We start from the raw sequence: 16,649 nt of genomic DNA, 5'->3' as shown, positions 1-16,649 counted from the left end.
CGGGCTTCACCGGGCCTGCCTGTGCTGAGGCTCGGCGCTGCGGCGGGCTGCGGGGAGGTCGCCTGCCGCTGGTGAGGCCAGCCCGTACTGGGCGGCCTGGGCCTGGAACATCTCCCGATACAGACCCTCCCCGCGGGCCATGAGCTGGTCGTGGGTGCCCTCTTCGACGATGAGCCCCTGGTCGAGGACGTAGATGCGGTCGGCTTTCGCGGTCGCGGCGAGACGGTGGGTGACCAGGACGACCGCGTTACCGTCCTCAGCCAGGCTCCACAGCCGCTCGAAAGCAGCGATCTCCGCATGCGGATCCAGCGCCGAGGTGGGCTCATCGACCAGGAAAAACGGCGCGCTCCGGTACCTGCTGCGCGCGGTGCCCAGCTTCTGCCACTGCCCACCGGAGAGCTGGACGCCCCGCTCGTATCCCTTGAAGACGATCGAATCCCACTGGTGCGGCAGACCCTCGATCAGCGCGTGCACGTCGGCCGCTTTCGCGGCCTCCTTGACCCGGTCCATGTCCCGGGGACGGTCACCGGCGCCGATGGCCACGTTCGTGGCGGCCGTCATCTCCCAGCGCGGGAAATCCTGCGCGAGCAGTCCGACGGCCGCGAACACCTCCGCGCGGTCGGCCTCGCGGATCTCGACCCGCTCGCCGCTCGCTCCTTCCCACCACACGTTCCCGCTGGTGGGCAGCAACAGGCCCGCGAGGATCCGGGTCATGGTCGTCTTGCCCGAGCCGTTCGCACCGACCAGCGCGGTCACCTCACCCCGCCGCACCGACAGGCTCACCCCCTTCAACGAGGGGGACGAGGCCCCGGGGTAGGTGAAAGACACGTCCTCCACGTGGATGGCCTGCACGGGGGAAGGCAGTGGCGCGCCTGTCTGCGGGATGGCGTGCTTCGCAGCCAGCTCGGTGGCGTTCTGGGTGTCGGTGAGGAACAGCATCTCCTCGTAGAGGCGGTTGACCTGCTGGACCAAAGAGGTGAGCCGCGCGGTGGAATTACGGATGGCCACCACCGCCGTGCCGCCGACCGCCAGCGGCAGCCCACCACTGGTCAACAGCCACCACAACACCCCATAACAGCCCAGGGACGCCAGACCGGAGAAACCGCCGGCGACCAGGTCGGTGTGCGCCTGCGCCCGCGCCAGACGCCGCTGCTCGGCCTCCATCTGCCGCGACATCTCCTCATAGCCGCGCAGCAGCTTCACCCCGGCCGCGTGTGCGCGGATCTCACCTGCGGCATGGGGCCTGGTCAGATACGCCAACAGCGAGGCCACAGCGCGCCGGTGATCCACCCAGTTCAGCCGTGAGGTGTACTCGCGCCGTGCCGAACGCACCGCCCCCCACCCCCTGGGCAGGGCGATCGCCAACAGCATCGGAAGCAACGCCCAGTGGAGGGAGGCCAGCACGATGGCCGCCGCCACCAGGCTGATCAACACGTTTCCCACACCCACCGACAGTCTGAGCATGTTGCGTGCCGAGTCGGTGCCGAACTTCCCCGCCTCCAAGACGCGTTGGATCTCGGGCCGCTCGGTCGCCTCGACTTCCACCCGGGTGACGGCCCGGTAATACCGGGCGGAGATGGCCCGCTCGACCTGTGGCTCCAGCCGACCGGACATCCCCGTCGACCACGCCGCCAGCAGCGCCGCCCCCACCGACACCGCCGCCAACACCATCAGGGAGGGCAGCGCCTCGCGGAGCCTGTCCGCGGTCGGACCGGCGGCGAAAAGCCGGGTGAGGATATCGTTGACCGCCAGCAGGCCCCACGCGGCCATCACACCCTCTCCGGCCTGGGCCACAACGACACCGGCCAGGGCCCGCCGGTCCGCTTCCCATCCGGTGCGTAACACCATCCCGACCATGCGCGGAAGTGCGGCGGCCATCTTCCCGAACCCCATGCGGGTCAGCGCGCCTTGGTGGTGCACGAAGGACTGATCCCAGCGCAGCCGGCCCCCGAACAGCTCCTGCTCCGCGTCCGAGATCCCGCTCACCGCCTCTCCCGGCTTGCTCTGCGGCTTCATGCACACCACCCCTGCCCCAGCCCCGCAGCGGGCTGGGCGATGACCAGAACCTGGGCACCGGCAGACGCACTCCACCACCGCTCCGCTGAAGGAAGCTGTTGGCCGCCCCGCCGCAGCGGGGGAAGCGGCAACAGGGACCACTCGGTGCGGGCCGGCGGGGCGGCGGCCATGGCCAGTTGTGGGCCGCAGTCGCTGGCGGAGGGTGCCGACGCGGCGTGGCTCCTTTGGACTCCGTCCCCGCTTATCCAGCCCGCCTCCGGGTGGAAGGTGCCGCCTGCGGCAGCGTCAACACGAAGCCGCATCAGTGCGGTAGTCAGCCCGCCGGAACGACGTTGTTCGATTAAGGCAAGGGCAGGCGGTGGAACAGAACTGGGGGCCACGGCGTCCTCCGCATGGGCGCGTCTGAGGTACTGGTGCTCTAATAACGGAACCGAATGGGACACCGTTACGGGTATCTGGCGAACAAATGTTCCCTACGGCGGAGGTTCGCCCGTCGTATGGGCTCGTCGGCCTCCGGGGGCATTCGAGCAGGATGGCGTCACTCGACCGGGTGATTGACCTGCTGGCAACTAGCTCGCCGAGAACACCACCTACGGGTGCTGCCAGGAGGGAACAATTCGGGGTTCTCTTCGGCGTAGCCAGTCGGTGGAGCCATGTCACACGCTGCTTCCCTCGGAGGGCAGTTCGTCGATGGTGGATGGAGAGCCAGTGGGCACGGCCCACAACGTGTGGGCGGCGATGAGCGCCCTACGGGCTCGATCGTGACCGGCTGGTCCCAGGCCAAGGAGCGCGACGGCCCGGTGTGGCGTGACACACAGACGCCTGAATGCCTGACGGTGGCCAGGAGCCGGAGCGCTGGGCTGGACGTGGGTGACGATCGCGGCCAGGCTGACAGCAGCGCAGGTTCGATACGCAACTTTTATTCCAGTCTCGTGATGGTTGGTCTCTTCTTGGATGTATGTGGCATATCCGAGGTAGTGGGGGGCCTTGGTATCGAGTTGGGCCTGCTGGCTGGCGCCACGGTTCACGGAGGCCGGGTCGCTGTCGCCGTCCTGGACAGAGCTGCGGGGGAGCCAGAACTGTGTGCCCGTGGCGTCAGCCAGCACGACGATCCGCCCATCGGGCATGAACAGCCACTCCTCTGACAGCGCGATGGGAAGGCCATCGGGGACCTTCTGGTCGGCGTGCCATCGCGGCCAGGGCCCCGCTTGGCGGACGGCCGGAGGGGCGAGTGGGCCAGGAGGCGCCATGAATGAGGGGGCGCGGCTGGCTTCGGGCACGTAGGACTGCTCCAGACAGATGAAGCGGAGGTCAGAAAATGTCGGGATGGTGGGGCTGGGAGGCTTTCGGGGGGCGGTCTGCGGTGTCGATCAAGGCGGTGCGGGCCAGTAATCAGTGGGCAACGGGCCCACCACAGGGCGGTGCTGGAGTGCGAGGACGCCGAGTCCACTGGTTCGGGACGGTGACCGAGGGGTGTCGTACCCACGAAGTCGATGACCCAGAAATGCACCGCGCGGAAGTTTTCGTCTTCGCTGAGACGCTCGCAGGTCCGGGCCGTGTCGTCAGGCCAAGGTTGGCCGTGTGAGAGCGGGGGCGTGTGCGTCATCGCGCCAGGGTCGTGGCGGGAGCGTGGTCGCCGAAGGCGAGGGTGGCCAGTGTCAGAGTGCGTAGCTGACCGGGGGTGGTGGCCCAGGCCGTCCACTGGCGCGCGAAGGGTTCTTCCTCGACGGGGAGACCGGCGTCAGGGGCTGCGCTGTGCGCGCAGCTGCGCAAGGTGAAGTCGTGGTGGGGATAGAGGGCGAAATCGCCCAGGTAGTCGGCTGCTGCTGCGGCCGCGGTCCACGTTCCCACGCGGTGAATGCTCGTCAGCGCGGTGACCAGCTGGCGGCCCTTGAGTTGTTTCCATGCGTTGGCGTGGGCCAGATAGTCATGAGCGGCCGACCGCAGGCCCGCCTGGGCGACACCTACTTTGGCTTTGTGGAAAGCGGAGTCGGGCAGGCAGAGCAGCGTCTTGGGGGTGGGAACGAGGTGGAGCGTTCCGTGCGGGCTTTCGCGGACGGGCCCGTAGAGGGTGCACCAGCGGCGGTAGAGCTCACGGATGGCGTCTGGAGCGGTCTGGCACTGTCGCAGGATCGCAGCGCATAAGGCGTCCCACAAAGAGGGGTTGGAAATGCGCACGATCGTTCCCAGGCTGGACAGCGCGTTGGTGAGCTGAGGAGGCGTGGCCGAGGGCAGGCGCTGGCAATGGGTGTAGGTGAGATCGGGGAGGCTCCCGTTTCCGACCATCGGCATGAAGTCGAGGGCTTGTCCGTCCCAGGAGGCCAGCCAGGTGGTGCCCCGTTCGTTGGACAGCAGCCGGTAGGGGCGGCCGGACTCGGTGTCGGTCCAGCCGGGGTGGTCGGTGCACAAGCTCGCGTGAGCCAAGGCGTTTCCCATCTGATGGTGGCGATGCAGAGATATGCGGAGCGGTGGCTTGCCGGGGGATTCACGCTGAAATGGGGCCGCGGCCCCTTCGGCCGGTGTTCGGTGCTTGAGAGGGGTCGGTCAGGCCGCGAGTGCGAGTTGCCAGGTGCGGTTGAGGATCTGGACGAATTCCTGGGTGTTCACCGTGGTCACCAGGACGTCGTGGTCGGACCAGTCCACGTCGATGACCTTGACGTCTGTGATCGCTGGGAGGAGGGGCATGCTGGCGTAGATGCGGTCGATGCGCTGTCGGCCTCCCTGCCAGTCCACGCCGCAGGTGGGGGCCAGGGCCTGGTGCCGGGCGGCGCCGTTGGTGTGGACGGCATGCCGGGCGACGTCTTCCAGGCCCGCGGTCCGCAGGATCTGGTCGGGATAACTGTCCGCGATACGGCGTCCATGGGCGTCCAGCACGCTGCGGTGGGCGATGTGCTGCTCGTCATCGATCTCGTTCCAGTCCGGCAGCTGGACGTGATCCAGACCTGGTTCGGGATAGGAGTTCCAGTCTCCGCCGCCGATCATGTACACCGGTGTCTTCCGCCGGTCGCGATCGTAGGCGCGTGAGGCGCCCGGGGGTGTGGCGGCTTTGTCATTGAGCGTGGTCCACCGCTCCGCTTCCAGCCGGCGCCTGGCCGGGGAGCTGTAGCTGGCGTGTACGGAGGAGGCGATGAACGGCACTGCGCAGTCGTCGATCTTCAGCGAGAGAGTGGTGGGCGGTTGGTTCCATACCGCCTTGTCGCGCCATTCGCCGACGCAGCGGAACCGCGACTGGTCAACGAATATGCCGGTGAGCTGCTTGGTCTTCCCTTTCTTGGGGCCGATCCAGCCGCGCAGGCCGAGGGCGTCTTCGTCCTCGTAGAGGAGCTTGCGGTTGTTGGCGAGGGCTTTGTCGCATTCCTGCCGCAGCAGGATGCCGGGGTCGATATCCGTGATGGTGGTGTGCATGGCTCGGCGGCGACCGGGGTCTCCCACGCCGTTGCCCTCGAAGTTGGAGCTGACGATACGGAAGGTGTCGCTGCCACTATCCTCGGCGGATCTCGTTACGGGCATGATCAGTGGTTCTCCTGATGAGGATGGCGGGGCGGGTCAGATGAGTCCCTTGCGTAGTGCGAAGGCCACGGCGTGGGATCGGTTGCGCAGGTGGTGCCGGGTGATGAAGGCGTGCAGCACGTTCTTGATCGTGCGTTCTGAAAAGCTCAGCTTGAGGGCGATTTCCGGGGTGTCGTAGCCCTCGGCGACCAGCCGCAGGACATCGATTTCTCTCTCGGCCACTCGCCGGATCCCCAGCCCGTGCTCTATTCCGTGGAGTTGGCCGAGCAAGTGGAGCAGGCGTGTCTGGAGGTCCGGGGGGAGGTGGCCGTCTCCTGTAGCCACGGTCTGGATCATGCGGACGAGCCGATCGCTGTCGACGCTCGCGCGCCACATGATCCCGGCGGCACCGCATTCGGCGGCCAGCGACAGTTGATGGTCCAGCAGTCGGGAGACCAGCAGGACGAGCCGCGATGAGCCGCTGTGCTGCGCGGTGCGTAGCAGTTGGTACCCGGCCGGATCGGAGATGTCCGCTGTCACCACGGTCACGGCTGGATCGTCGGCACCGTCGTACAGGCGTATCTCCGGCCGCGGGCGCAGCAGACTGATCACCCCGGCTTCGGAGATGGGGTCATCGGCGCACACCTGGATAGTGATGCGGTCGGTCATCCTTGGGGTCCATTGACGTAGCCGGACGGGTGGATTGGGGCGGTTCGGTGTCGCTCAGGGCAGGGCGGAGCAGAAGAGCTGTGCGACGCGGGCAGGCCGGAGGTCCTGGACACGCCAGTAGGCGGCCTGGCAGGCCGCGTGGTAGGCAGCAGGATCGGCGAGCAGTCCGTCGGTGAGGAACAGCAACGCGTTCGGCCCGTGCATGACGTCGGCGAGCAGTCGGCGGGGACCGTGCTGGAGGGGCAGGAGCAGGTCGGACAGGATGCCGGTGTTGTAGGCGATGACCGGTGTGCCCTGGCTGAGGGCTTCCAGAGCGGTCATGCTGCTGGTGGGGCGGCGGCACGGGATGATCACTGCGGCAGCGTTGGCCAGCCAGCCGGGTACTTCTGCCCAGCCGGGCACCGGCGCGAGTGTGATATTCGGTGCCCGGTCGGCGAGTATCTGGCACTGCTGCCGCAGGGCCCGCCCACCGCGTAGGTCGTCGGGCCCGGGAGGAGCGAGGGCGACCTCCACATGGCGATGCCATGCTCTGGCGGCTGCGATCAGCTCGAGGACACCCACATCCTGGCCGGCCGGAGCCAGCACCCGCACCGGGGCTTCAGCCTTCCGTGCCACCGGGGCTGGGGTGCCGGGATTGTGGAGTGGGGCGTTGGGGACGACGCGCCATCTACGGGTGGGCCAGGCCGCGGTGGTGGCCTGTCGCAGGACGGCGTCGCAGGAGGTGATGACGGTGTCGGCATACGCCAGAGCCGGTGGCATGTCCTGCTCGTGGGGGAGCGCGGGCACCACAAGGACACGCTGGACGCCCCGTGGAAGAGCTGCTCGCAGGCGGCCCAGCCCCCACAAGGCGCCCATGAACACGACGGTATCAATGCGGCGGCGGGCGATCAGCATGCTCAAGGAGTGCTGGATTTTTGCTTCGTTGGTGATGAGAGCCTCGCGCAACGCGCGTGAGGGGCAGGGGAGGGTGAGGGGGAGGTCGAGCTGCTCGACGATGACGCCGGGCAGCCCGTTGCCGTCGCACTGCTCAGCGGCCGTGGCGATGACCACCTGATGCCTGGCCGCAGCGAGCGCGGCGGCGAGTGAAGAGACGGCTCGATCTGTCCCCGTGACCGCGTCAATGCGCCAAGGGGCGCGGACGAGAAGGATGGAGCGCTGCTGTGTGGTCATGGCAGGGCCCTTCGTGAAGTTCAAACTGAGTGAGAGGCGAGCCAGGAGCGGCAGACGCCGACGCCCGGCCAGATCATCGGGGCGGTCAGGGTGGGGCCTGCTGCCGGGTGTCTCTTGTCCTGGCAGCGTCAGGCCAGGTGTCGGGTGCAGTGATCCGGTACCTGCCCGGCGATGACGCGTCCCGAGTGTCAGGTGCGGCTGTCTCGGTGTTTTCGAGGAGCCCTTCCGCCCGGAGTTTCGGCAGGGACTTGACGACGGTTGTCTGGCCTAAGCCGTAACGCTGGGCGAGTTTCACCGAGCTCGGTAGGAGGTCGCCGGGAGACCAGGTGCGGTTGAGGATGTCGTCGCGGAGCGCGGCGATGAACTGCTCGGATCTGCTCAGCAGCTGTCGATCGCCTGTGGTGCCCTTCGGATCTCGTACGAGTTTGCCGACCGAGCCCAGTGTCTCCACGGCCCCGTCAGCGGCCAGGACCTTGATGACGTGGACTATGACGTGCTCGGGGACTTGGTGTTCCTTGGCGAGCTTGCGGTTGGAGGGCAGCAGCGCCCCCGGCGGGTACTTACCGTCTTGGATCTGCTGGCGTATCGCCGCAGCGACCTGGCGGGCTCGTTCTGCTGTCGTCCGTGGTGGTTTCTGCCCGGCTCCCGCGACACGTGTTCCTGCCTTGCCCGGACCTCCGTGGAGCACGCCATGGTCTTTGAGGCGGCGCAGCGCGTCACCGGCTGTGCTCAGTGATACGTCGAGACGGCGGGCGAGCTCTGCCCCTGTCGGCACCAGGTCCCCCGGTTTGTACCGGCCCTCGTTGATCTGGGTCAGGATGAATTGCTCGACGCGATCGGTCTTGTTGGCCGTGGGGCAATCCGGGGCGGGGGAGAGGGAATAGCCGGATGGGGTTCGTGTCACCAGTCCTTGGTCCTCCAGGTGTTTGCGTGCGGTGCGTACCACGGGAGGGCTGACCTGGAAACGCCGGGCGAGGAGATCTATGCGGGACAACTCGTGCGGGGTCAGTGCTCCGTCGGCGAGCTGCTCGGCCAGCACCGTGGCAATCGTCGCGGACGTCGTGGTCAAGGCGTTTCCTTCTCCTACAGGAAAGGGGGGAACGGGCAGGGGACGCCTACGTGGTGCGCTAGTAGACGGGAGGGGAGCAGTCCTCACGACCTGGTGCTGACGTGTGGGACGTAGAGCGCTCGGTGGTAGCGCGCGGTCAGGCGGCCTTGGCGGTGCCCGAGTGCAGGACGATGGGGAGTTGCTGGTGGCCGTTGGAGATGAAGGACTCCAGCGGGCGTAGATCGCTCTTCGAGACCGCGAGGGTGAGGTCGGGAAAGCGGTGGAAGAGGGCTCGGAGCGCGATCTCGGCTTCGAGGCGGGCGAGTTCCGCCCCGAGGCAGTAGTGCGGGCCGAATCCGAAAGACAGGTGGTCGCGGCGGCTGGGCCGGGTGATGTCGAAGTGGTCGGCGTTGTCGCCGTGGAGGTGGGGGTCGCGGCCGACGGCGGCGTAGCTGATGACGATCGGTTCCCCCTGCCGGAACGTGATGCCGCTCGGTTCGTCGTGAAGATCCTCGGTGGGGAAGCGCATGATGATCGTGGCGACCGGCGGTTGGTGGCGCAGGGTCTCTTCCACTGCGTCCGCCCAGGGAACCCGTCCGCTGCGCAGGAGGACGAGCTGCTGGGGGTGGGTGCTGAGATTGACGATGGCGTGGTCGAGCAGGTTCACGGTGGTCTCGTGGCCGGCGCCGATGAGCAGCAGGATGCTGTCAAGCAGCTCCTGCTCGGTGAGGCCGGAGTTGGTCTCATCGTCGTGGGCGGCGATCAGAGCACTGGTGACGTCGTCACCCGGTGCGCGGCGTTTCGCAGCGACGAGATCGGTGAGCAGCTGGTAGAGCTCCCGGTTGTTCGCTTCTGCCTCTTGTGGGGTCTGGTCGGTGGCGAAGATACCGCCGATCGCCTTACGGAAGGCGGGGTGCAGGCGTTCGGGGACGCCGAGCAGGAGGTTCACGACGGTCAGCGGCAGGATCCACGCGAACGTGGCGCGCAGGTCCACGGTTTCGCCGGGTTCGGTGGTGGCCTGGAGCTGGTCGAGGAGATGGTGGGCGATGTCCTTGATCTGCGGGCCGAGCGCGCGGATGCGGCGGGTGGTGAATGCCTTGGCGATCAGGCGGCGCAGCCGGATGTGTTCCTCGCCGTATGAGGTCAGGGCGTTGTAGACGTCGACCCACAGCCGCAGCGGCCAGGTGGACGGGATCCGTCCGTTGATGTAGTCGGGCCAGTGCTGACGGGCGTCTTTGGAGATGCGGTGGTCGGTGAGCAGCTGCTTGATCAGTGCCGGGTCGGTCACTTCCCAGGCGCTCACGGATCCGGGCAGCTCCACTTTCGTTGCCGGGCCCTGGGCACGGAGGAGGGCGGTTTCGCCGTGGATGTCGGGTGCGGTGGGGTTGAGGCGGAAGGGGCAGCCGGAAGCTGCGGGTGAGGTGTCCATTCAGCAGGCTCCATGGGTGGTGTGGGGGGCCACGAGCGGGGCGGGCGGGAAGGTGACGGGCACACTGGCCCAGCCGGAGAGGAACCATCCCGGCTGGCGCGGGAGCTGGTGCCGGGGATGGGCGAGGGCGAGATCAGGGAGCCGGTCGAGGACGCGCTCGACCGCGGTCTCGCAGATGATCCGGGCCAGATCCGGGCCCGCGCAGCCGTGGACGCCGGCGCTGAAGGCAAGGTGTGCGGAATTGCCTGCATGGCGGTCGGCGTAGGCGGTGAACCTCGGGTCTGTGTTGGCCATCGCGAAGCTCACCAGCACCGGCACCCCGGGCTGCAGAGGGACGTTCTCGTAGGTGGTGGGATAGCGCGGGTACAGCGGGCAGTAGTTCGCGACGGGCGTTTCTTCCCACAGCACGTCGTCCAGTGCGGCGCTGACAGGCAGCACACCGTCGTAGACGTTCCCGGCGAACCGGTCGTCATCGAGCATCAGCAGCAGGGCTGTAGTGATCAGGTTCGTGCTTGGCTGGCTGGCGGCACCGAAGACCAGGAGCATCTGCTGGACCATCTCGGCATCGGTCAGGCCGGCGGGGTGGTCCAGCAGCCAGGATGTGGCATCCATGCCGGGCTGGCGGCGCTTGATGCGGACCAGTTCCAGACAGGCGGCTTCCAGGTCCTGGTTGGCCTGCACGGCGTCGTGCGCGACGTTGAACAGCTTGCGCAGGGCCGCCACGATGCGCCGGCTGAGCTCGGGGGACCCGCCGAACATGTCGATCAGGACCAGAGTGGGCAGCAGGGCCCCGTAATCGGCCACCAGATCGGCGTGCCCGCGAGGGGCGAAGGTGTCGATGAGGGTGTCGGCGATCCGCGTGACGGTGACGGCCAGGTCGTGGGTGTCGACTTTGGCGAGGCTGTCGGTGATGGACTGCCGCAACCGTGCGTGTGCCGGTCCGTCCATCCACAGCGCATTCGGCCGGCGCTGCAGCAGCGGCAGAGCCGGGCTGTCCGCGGGCACCTGCCCGGACCTCAAAGCTGCCCAGTGATCGGGATCCTTGGCGAACTTCTCCGGTGTATTACGCAGCAGGTGCAGGGCGGCCGCATAGGTGGTAGTGATCTGCCCGTACACCCTGGGAGCGATCTCCACCGGTGCGATGGGACCCATCGCACGCAACCGCTCGTAGACGGTACGGGGATTGGCCTCGTACTCCGGTCCGAAGAGCGCGACTGGCTCCGCGGAGGACATGGTGGAGGAGTGGGCGCTGTAGGGGCAGGCGCCGGACGGGGCCCAGCCGGGGGGCGGGACGGAGGAGGGAAGGGTCATCGGGCAGGCTCCGAGTAGCGGGCAAGCAGGTACTCGACAAGACAGATCAAGGCATCCCGGGAGCTGCCACGGTCCCGGGCATCGCAGAAGACCAGCGGAGTCTCCGGCGACAGGTCCATTGCTCCGCGCAGCTGCTCCACGCTGTAGGCGGGTGCTTGGGGGAAGGTGTTGACGGCGATGGCGTAGGCCAGGCCGAGTTCCTCCAGCCGGTCAATGACGTCGTAGCTTTCGCCAAGGCGCCTCGGATCGGACAGGCGACGGGGGTCAACTAGGACCAGCGCTCCCAGCGCGCCTCGGGTCAGGTCGGCCAGGAAGTTCTGGAAGCGTTCCTGCCCGGGGGCACCGAACAGGTACAACACGAGGTCGTCGGTCAGGGACAGGCGGCCGAAGTCCATCGCCACGGTCGTGGTGGTCTTCTCCGGCAGACCCTCCAGGTCATCGGTGCCGAGGCTGGCAGCGGTCATCTGTTCCTCGGTCCGCAGCGGACGTATTTCGGACATTGAGGCGATGAAGGTGGTCTTGCCAACGCCGAACGCCCCCGTGATCACGATCTTCGCGGCCTGCTCGTGACCGCGCAGATAGCTGATGTCGGCGGTGGGGTTAGAGGCTGCGGAGTCCATGGAGTACTGCCTTCAACAGGTCAGGGTCGGATAGCTGGGCAGGTGGGATCGGGGCACGGGTGGTGATGTGACCGCTGTCCATCAAGTCGGCCAACGGAAAACACAGAACACTGACCGGAAGGCCCAGGTAGGAACTGATCTCGGCAACCGAGAGAGCACCCGGCAGGCACAGCTCCACCACCCGGCGATGCTCCGCCGTCAGATGGGAGCGCGGTGTCTCCGGCCGGGAGATCACCAACGTGTGGTGATCGAAGTGATTGCGGCTCGGGGCGGGCCGGCCACCCGTGACGACATACGGCCGCACCAGCCCGTTATCCCGGCCGCGCCGGGGCACGGTCATGACACCGCACCCGCGGTGCCCCGCGACGCGACACCCATCTCCTGGCCCAGTCGGGCGATGGTCTTCTCCATGGCGTAAGAGACCGCCTCGACATCCGCCCGCTCGGCGGCCGAGACCGCCAGATAGGCGCTCTCACCGGCAGCCATGAGGAAGATGTATCCGCCCCCGTACTCGATCATGGTCTGCTGCCACGGACTGCTCTGACAGTCGGCGAACTCCGCCGACCCACGGCTGAGGGACTGCATCCCGGAGACAGCAGCCGACATCCGCTCGGCCATCGCCCGGTCGACCCCCTGGGAGCTGGCCATCGTCAGACCGTCACCGGACAGCAGCAGCGCGCGCTTGGTGCCATCGAGATTCAGGATGTGCTCGTCCAGGATCCAATCGAGGTTATTGCGGTGCACGGTCAGACATTCCTTTCATCAGAGGTGCTCTCGGCTTGCGCGGCTCGACGGCCGCGGACGAACGCGCCCACACTGCTGCCGGACTTCGTAGGGGTCTGCGAACTCGGACCGGCGGAAGCGGCCGGGGGCTGCTGCGGCTGCCGCCGACGGCGCTGCAGCAGACCATCGGGGCGCGCCTGGACCGCCTGCTCGGGATGGTGCTGCGGCTGCTCCGTGCGGACAGCGGGGACGTCCCGCTGAGTCGTCGACCCCTCAGGGATCGGCGGGGAGGGCGTAACAGTCTGCTGAGGCTCAGGGGGTGCAGTGAGCAGGGCCTCAGGGAGATGGATGACCGCGCGAGTGCCGCCGAACGGGCTTGTCGAATCGACGCTGGCACGGAATCCGTACCGGGCTGCGAGCATCCCGACCGCGGCGAAGCCGAGCCGGAACGGATGACGCAGCTGTGTAAGGAGCACGGGCTCCTGGCCGGGCAGGAACCTGGCCGCCCATGCCCGGTCTTCGGGCTTGAGACCAACGCCGGCATCGTCGATGACGATGCTCACGCCATTGCCCTTCACGAACCCGACCAGGACTTTCGAACTGGGCTCGGAATGACGGGCCGCGTTGTCCAACAACTCGGCCACAGCCAGCGCCACCGGCTCAACAGCCCGGCTGACCACGGACAACGGCAACTCGCCGATGACCTCGACTCGACCGTAGTCACGAATACGGCCCGCACCGGCCCGCACGACATCCAGCACCGGAGCAGCGACCCGCTGGCGCCCCGGCCAGGAGCCCGTCAGCATCCCCAGCACCTGAGCCCGACGCCCCAACTGACCACTGGCATGATCGATCGCCATCGCATCAGCCAAAACCAGCGGATTGTCGTGCCGCTCAAGCAGATTGCTCACAGCCCGCTGCTGCTCATTGACCAGCGCCTGCACGGACCGAGAGACCTCCTTGGCCGCGGCCTGCGCCGTCTTCTCCGCCCACTGCCCGGCCACGTTCCCCGCATCGGCAACCAGACGGACAACCGCATCCTGGGCATCCGCGAAGTGTGTCCCCGCCAGTCCCGCGTGCAACAGGCCAGGCACCGTGGCCTCCTGGCCACGCCACAAGTGAGCCACGACCGCTGGCAGCCGGTGTTCCACCAGGTGCTGGGCCTCTTCGTCCCGCAGGTTCATATCTCGCCTGAGGGCCCCATTTTCATGCTTAAGGGCTGCAGCCCGCTGCTCGTGGTCCCTCTCCAGATCCTTGATCTGTCGAGAATGAGCGGCGGTCGCTCGGCGATAGCGCCAAGACATCACTGTTGCGACGGCCACAACAGGGCCCAAATACCAGAACGCTGTGAGGGGGTGCATCAGAACCTCGAACGGATAGGAAGGGGGACGATAAGGCCGTCGGAGCGCCGCAGGGCTTCGGGACGGGGGAACCGAAGACCTCTATTTGCAGACGCGCCCCGACGGCCGGTCCAAAAGCAAGTACAGCTGCCTATGTCGGGTAACCGTTAAGGTATTCCCCGGGTCGGTCCATACGATCCCGTTTCCAAGGCGCATTGCGGAAGGTTTCACAGGGGTTTCAACTGGCACGGGTCGTCATTCTGGCAAGGGATGACCGTTGGCCTAGGGTCCCTAGCTCCCGTGGCGAACCTTCGCAGCGGTGCGATCGGTGCTGTGGCGGGCTGCCCCACGAGGTAGTGGTCGTACATCCGACGCAGCATGCAGAGGTACCGTGAACCTCTGCTGCCTCTCCGTCGATTTTTGTTACTTGGTAAGCCAACCCGTGAAGGCGAAGGGATACAGGGAGGCAGGTTTCCGGATGTCTCGGACTCAGGCGGGAGTGCGCCGGTGTTCCTCGTGGCTTGTCCTTCGCCAGGTGGACGCTCACAAACACCCCGTGACAGATCTGCTGACGCATGGCCATGCATATCAACTCGTAGTCGTCGGTTCACCGTGTTGCCTTGGAGAGTTGATCGTGGCTCAGCGACTTGGGACTGCGTCACCGCGTTTCTCGGACAGTCTGGGGACGTCCTGGGACGTTTGTGAGGCGTTTGCTAGGGTCCCAGTTGTCCCGTGCGACCCTCGCTCCGCCCTGTGGCCTAGGGCAGAGGCGGGCGGCACCTGGTTGGGTAGTGCCCGGCTGGGACAGACTGTTCACGGGGCAATGACCGCTGAATGGCACTGGCAGAAGTGGTCGACGGGCTTCAGAGCTATGTCAGGGAGCCAGGTGCCGTCGGTAGGGACGCATCGGAAGCGTCTCGCTACGGGAGGAGCCGAGATGACACGGAAGGACGGCGAGTAGGACCTTGTGGTCGGTGCCCACCTGTCATTCCGCAGCTCGGCGACTAAAACTGGGTGCTTTGGGAACAGATTCGGCTATGACTTCGCTACTCGTGGATTGGGCCCGGAAGACAGCAGAAGAAGAACTGGCGCCAACGTTGCCGCGGCGCTGGGCACACTCGCTAGGCGTCGCCACAAGGGCCGCAGAACTGGCCCCCTTGCTTGGGGACTCTGCAGAGCTTTTGCGGGCAACCGCGGTTCTGCATGACATTGGGTATTCACCTGGACTGGTGAAAACCGGGTTCCATCCGCTTGACGGTGCCCGCTTCCTCCGTGACGTGCATCGTGCTGATGAACGTCTGGTGCGGCTGGTAGCAAACCACTCGTTTGCGTTGTTCGAAGCCGAGGAGCGTGGCCTGAGGGACGTCCTGGAGGAAGAGTTTCCTCTGCTTGAGGATCCGCTGCTGGTGGACGCTCTCGTCTGGTGTGATATGACGACGACTCCCGATGGGGAGCAGACGACTGCGAAGCAGCGAGTAACCGAGATCGTGGGGCGTTACGGGGCTGACAGCGTGGTGGGGCAGTTTATTCGTCGGGCGTCGCCGGAAATCTTTGCGGCTGTGGAGCGGGTAGAGGCGGTGTTCGCGGCTCAGCCGAGGTGAGGGTAGGTGCCGGAGAGGTAATCACCGATCTGTTGGCGCATGCTGGGGTGGATGTCGTACTGGTCGAGGTCGGCGGGCTGGACGAAGCGGACCCCGTCGGCTTCGTCATTGATGGTGGGCTCGCCACCAACCGGGCGCCCGATGTAGGTGTTCTCATACTGCTGCCGGATCTCGCCGTCGGTGTAAGCGACGATGTGATGTGGATTCGTGTACACCCCGAGGAAGCCGGTGATCTCGGCAATGATGCCGGTCTCCTCCTGGCACTCACGGACCGCGCACTGGGCAGCGGTTTCACCGATGTCCTGGGCTCCGCCGGGCAGGGCCCACTGACCAGTGTCGCGGCGGCGCTGGAGGAGGATAGCCCCGCCCTCGTTGACGACGAGCAGGTTGCTGGCCGGGATGAGTGTGTTGGCCTTGGGAGCGTTGGGGTCGTTGTAGTACTCAGTCCTGCCCATGTGCGGCTATCCCCTCTGTGTCGGGAGTCCAGGGCCGTGCTGCGGCCCATACTGCATCGAAGCTTTGAGCGTAGTTATTGAACCACCCGTTGGCGTCCGCCTTCCTGAGGTGGAGTAAGGGGTTTGAGCTGGCGGGCTGGCCCCAGATGTGTGGGTTGACCAGTAGGTTGTCGTCGTAGCGGAAGAGGGAGCTGTAGAGCGTGGTGTCGTGGAGCCGCACCTCACATCCGGCTTCGGGCAGCAAAGGCCGGTAGTAGGTGAGGGAGGCGCGGATCTTGGCGGCGAGGGTGTCACCGATCCCTTCTTCACGACCCCGGATGGCGACTGCCTGGCCCTTCGGGTCGCCGAAACACAGACGTACCCGGACGCCGGCAGCAGCTCGTTCGGCGAGCATCTTGGCGACGTGCGGGTTGGACTGAGCAAAGAAGGTGCCGGAGAAGACGAGAACGTCGATCTGCTCCCGGGCTCCCTGTAGCAGGGAGAGCCATATGTCCCGCGGAACGCTAGCCCGGTTCTGGTAAGTGCCGACTAGCTCGATGCCTAACCCGGCGCCAGGCTGGCTAGTCCGGCACTGCGCTGCCGGCCAGAGGAATGTCTCCTCCACACGTAGGTGCTGAGCGGCACGGAAACGGTGCCGCGGGTGGGGTACCCGCCCGCCGAGCCAGCGTCCGACGGTCTTGGCGTCTACCTCGCATACTTCGGCGAGCGATTCGGGCGAAATGCCACGCTGCGCGAGTACCGAATGAAGTCGCTCGTTCACACAGGACATACAAGCCCA

15 protein-coding genes are annotated in these 16,649 nt (G+C 66.7%); 1 reads left to right on the top strand and 14 read right to left on the bottom strand.

From position 1 onward, the window contains the following. Positions 1-6: 6 nt before the first annotated feature. The 12 genes from ACJX2R_RS12360 to ACJX2R_RS12305 form a co-directional block, all read right to left on the bottom strand. Positions 7-2,016: an ABC transporter ATP-binding protein gene (locus ACJX2R_RS12360; protein WP_413100139.1), complete on the bottom strand. Its 2,010-nt coding sequence runs from the start codon at positions 2,014-2,016 to the stop codon at positions 7-9. Positions 2,017-3,618: 1,602 nt separating this feature from the next. Then, positions 3,619-4,440, bottom strand: coding sequence for a hypothetical protein (locus ACJX2R_RS12355; protein WP_413100138.1), 822 nt, complete (start codon positions 4,438-4,440; stop codon positions 3,619-3,621). A gap of 120 nt (positions 4,441-4,560) precedes the next feature. Next, on the bottom strand, positions 4,561-5,526 hold the full coding sequence (locus ACJX2R_RS12350) for an endonuclease/exonuclease/phosphatase family protein (protein WP_413100137.1): 966 nt from the start codon (positions 5,524-5,526) through the stop codon (positions 4,561-4,563). 36 nt (positions 5,527-5,562) lie between these two features. Next, complete coding sequence (locus ACJX2R_RS12345; RefSeq protein WP_413100136.1) at positions 5,563-6,174, bottom strand: LuxR C-terminal-related transcriptional regulator; 612 nt, start codon at positions 6,172-6,174, stop codon at positions 5,563-5,565. Between the two features lie 54 nt (positions 6,175-6,228). Then, entirely contained in the window at positions 6,229-7,344 is a 1,116-nt protein-coding gene (locus tag ACJX2R_RS12340; protein WP_413100135.1) for a glycosyltransferase, read from the bottom strand. Positions 7,345-7,429: 85 nt separating this feature from the next. Further along, entirely contained in the window at positions 7,430-8,413 is a 984-nt protein-coding gene (locus ACJX2R_RS12335; RefSeq protein WP_413100134.1) for a GntR family transcriptional regulator, read from the bottom strand. A gap of 136 nt (positions 8,414-8,549) precedes the next feature. Continuing rightward, positions 8,550-9,821, bottom strand: coding sequence for a cytochrome P450 family protein (locus ACJX2R_RS12330; RefSeq protein ID WP_413100133.1), 1,272 nt, complete (start codon positions 9,819-9,821; stop codon positions 8,550-8,552). Beyond that, the gene (locus tag ACJX2R_RS12325; RefSeq protein WP_413100132.1) at positions 9,822-10,955 is read right to left on the bottom strand and encodes a cytochrome P450; all 1,134 of its coding nucleotides are present in this window, start codon (positions 10,953-10,955) and stop codon (positions 9,822-9,824) included. A 173-nt stretch (positions 10,956-11,128) separates the two neighbouring features. Next, a complete protein-coding gene (locus tag ACJX2R_RS12320) occupies positions 11,129-11,752 on the bottom strand; it encodes a GTP-binding protein (protein WP_413100131.1) in 624 nt (207 codons plus the stop codon). Continuing rightward, entirely contained in the window at positions 11,733-12,092 is a 360-nt protein-coding gene (locus ACJX2R_RS12315; RefSeq protein ID WP_167501596.1) for a DUF742 domain-containing protein, read from the bottom strand. Before ACJX2R_RS12315 ends, ACJX2R_RS12320 begins: the two co-directional genes overlap by 20 nt. Then, a complete protein-coding gene (locus ACJX2R_RS12310; protein ID WP_413100130.1) occupies positions 12,089-12,496 on the bottom strand; it encodes a roadblock/LC7 domain-containing protein in 408 nt (135 codons plus the stop codon). The genes ACJX2R_RS12315 and ACJX2R_RS12310 overlap by 4 nt, the downstream gene beginning before the upstream one ends. Positions 12,497-12,498: 2 nt before the next feature. After that, positions 12,499-13,659, bottom strand: coding sequence for an ATP-binding protein (locus ACJX2R_RS12305; RefSeq protein ID WP_413100129.1), 1,161 nt, complete (start codon positions 13,657-13,659; stop codon positions 12,499-12,501). A gap of 1,193 nt (positions 13,660-14,852) precedes the next feature. On the opposite strand from ACJX2R_RS12305, the gene ACJX2R_RS12300 reads away from it, so the two are divergent. Then, positions 14,853-15,416: an HD domain-containing protein gene (locus ACJX2R_RS12300; RefSeq protein ID WP_413100128.1), complete on the top strand. Its 564-nt coding sequence runs from the start codon at positions 14,853-14,855 to the stop codon at positions 15,414-15,416. Here ACJX2R_RS12300 and ACJX2R_RS12295 read toward each other — a convergent pair. Beyond that, entirely contained in the window at positions 15,404-15,871 is a 468-nt protein-coding gene (locus tag ACJX2R_RS12295) for an NUDIX hydrolase (RefSeq protein ID WP_413100127.1), read from the bottom strand. The genes ACJX2R_RS12300 and ACJX2R_RS12295 overlap by 13 nt on opposite strands. Further along, on the bottom strand, positions 15,858-16,631 hold the full coding sequence (locus ACJX2R_RS12290) for an XRE family transcriptional regulator (RefSeq protein WP_413100126.1): 774 nt from the start codon (positions 16,629-16,631) through the stop codon (positions 15,858-15,860). Before ACJX2R_RS12290 ends, ACJX2R_RS12295 begins: the two co-directional genes overlap by 14 nt. Positions 16,632-16,649: the final 18 nt, after the last annotated feature.

The organism is Streptomyces sp. Inha503 (assembly GCF_047215865.1).
Lineage (GTDB): Bacteria > Actinomycetota > Actinomycetes > Streptomycetales > Streptomycetaceae > Streptomyces > Streptomyces lycopersici.
Note: the sequence above shows the minus strand (reverse complement) of the source record. Positions and strands in the feature narration are given on the sequence as shown.

Bases quoted from the DNA above. Each gene is read 5' to 3' on its own strand.
- ACJX2R_RS12360 (WP_413100139.1), bottom strand. From the start codon at position 2,016: ATGAAGCCGCAGAGCAAGCCGGGAGAGGCGGTGAGCGGGATCTCGGAC.
- ACJX2R_RS12350 (WP_413100137.1), bottom strand. From the start codon at position 5,526: ATGCCCGTAACGAGATCCGCCGAGGATAGTGGCAGCGACACCTTCCGT.
- ACJX2R_RS12345 (WP_413100136.1), bottom strand. From the start codon at position 6,174: ATGACCGACCGCATCACTATCCAGGTGTGCGCCGATGACCCCATCTCC.
- ACJX2R_RS12340 (WP_413100135.1), bottom strand. From the start codon at position 7,344: ATGACCACACAGCAGCGCTCCATCCTTCTCGTCCGCGCCCCTTGGCGC.
- ACJX2R_RS12330 (WP_413100133.1), bottom strand. From the start codon at position 9,821: ATGGACACCTCACCCGCAGCTTCCGGCTGCCCCTTCCGCCTCAACCCC.
- ACJX2R_RS12320 (WP_413100131.1), bottom strand. From the start codon at position 11,752: ATGGACTCCGCAGCCTCTAACCCCACCGCCGACATCAGCTATCTGCGC.
- ACJX2R_RS12315 (WP_167501596.1), bottom strand. From the start codon at position 12,092: ATGACCGTGCCCCGGCGCGGCCGGGATAACGGGCTGGTGCGGCCGTAT.
- ACJX2R_RS12305 (WP_413100129.1), bottom strand. From the start codon at position 13,659: ATGAACCTGCGGGACGAAGAGGCCCAGCACCTGGTGGAACACCGGCTG.
- ACJX2R_RS12300 (WP_413100128.1), top strand. From the start codon at position 14,853: ATGACTTCGCTACTCGTGGATTGGGCCCGGAAGACAGCAGAAGAAGAA.
- ACJX2R_RS12295 (WP_413100127.1), bottom strand. From the start codon at position 15,871: ATGGGCAGGACTGAGTACTACAACGACCCCAACGCTCCCAAGGCCAAC.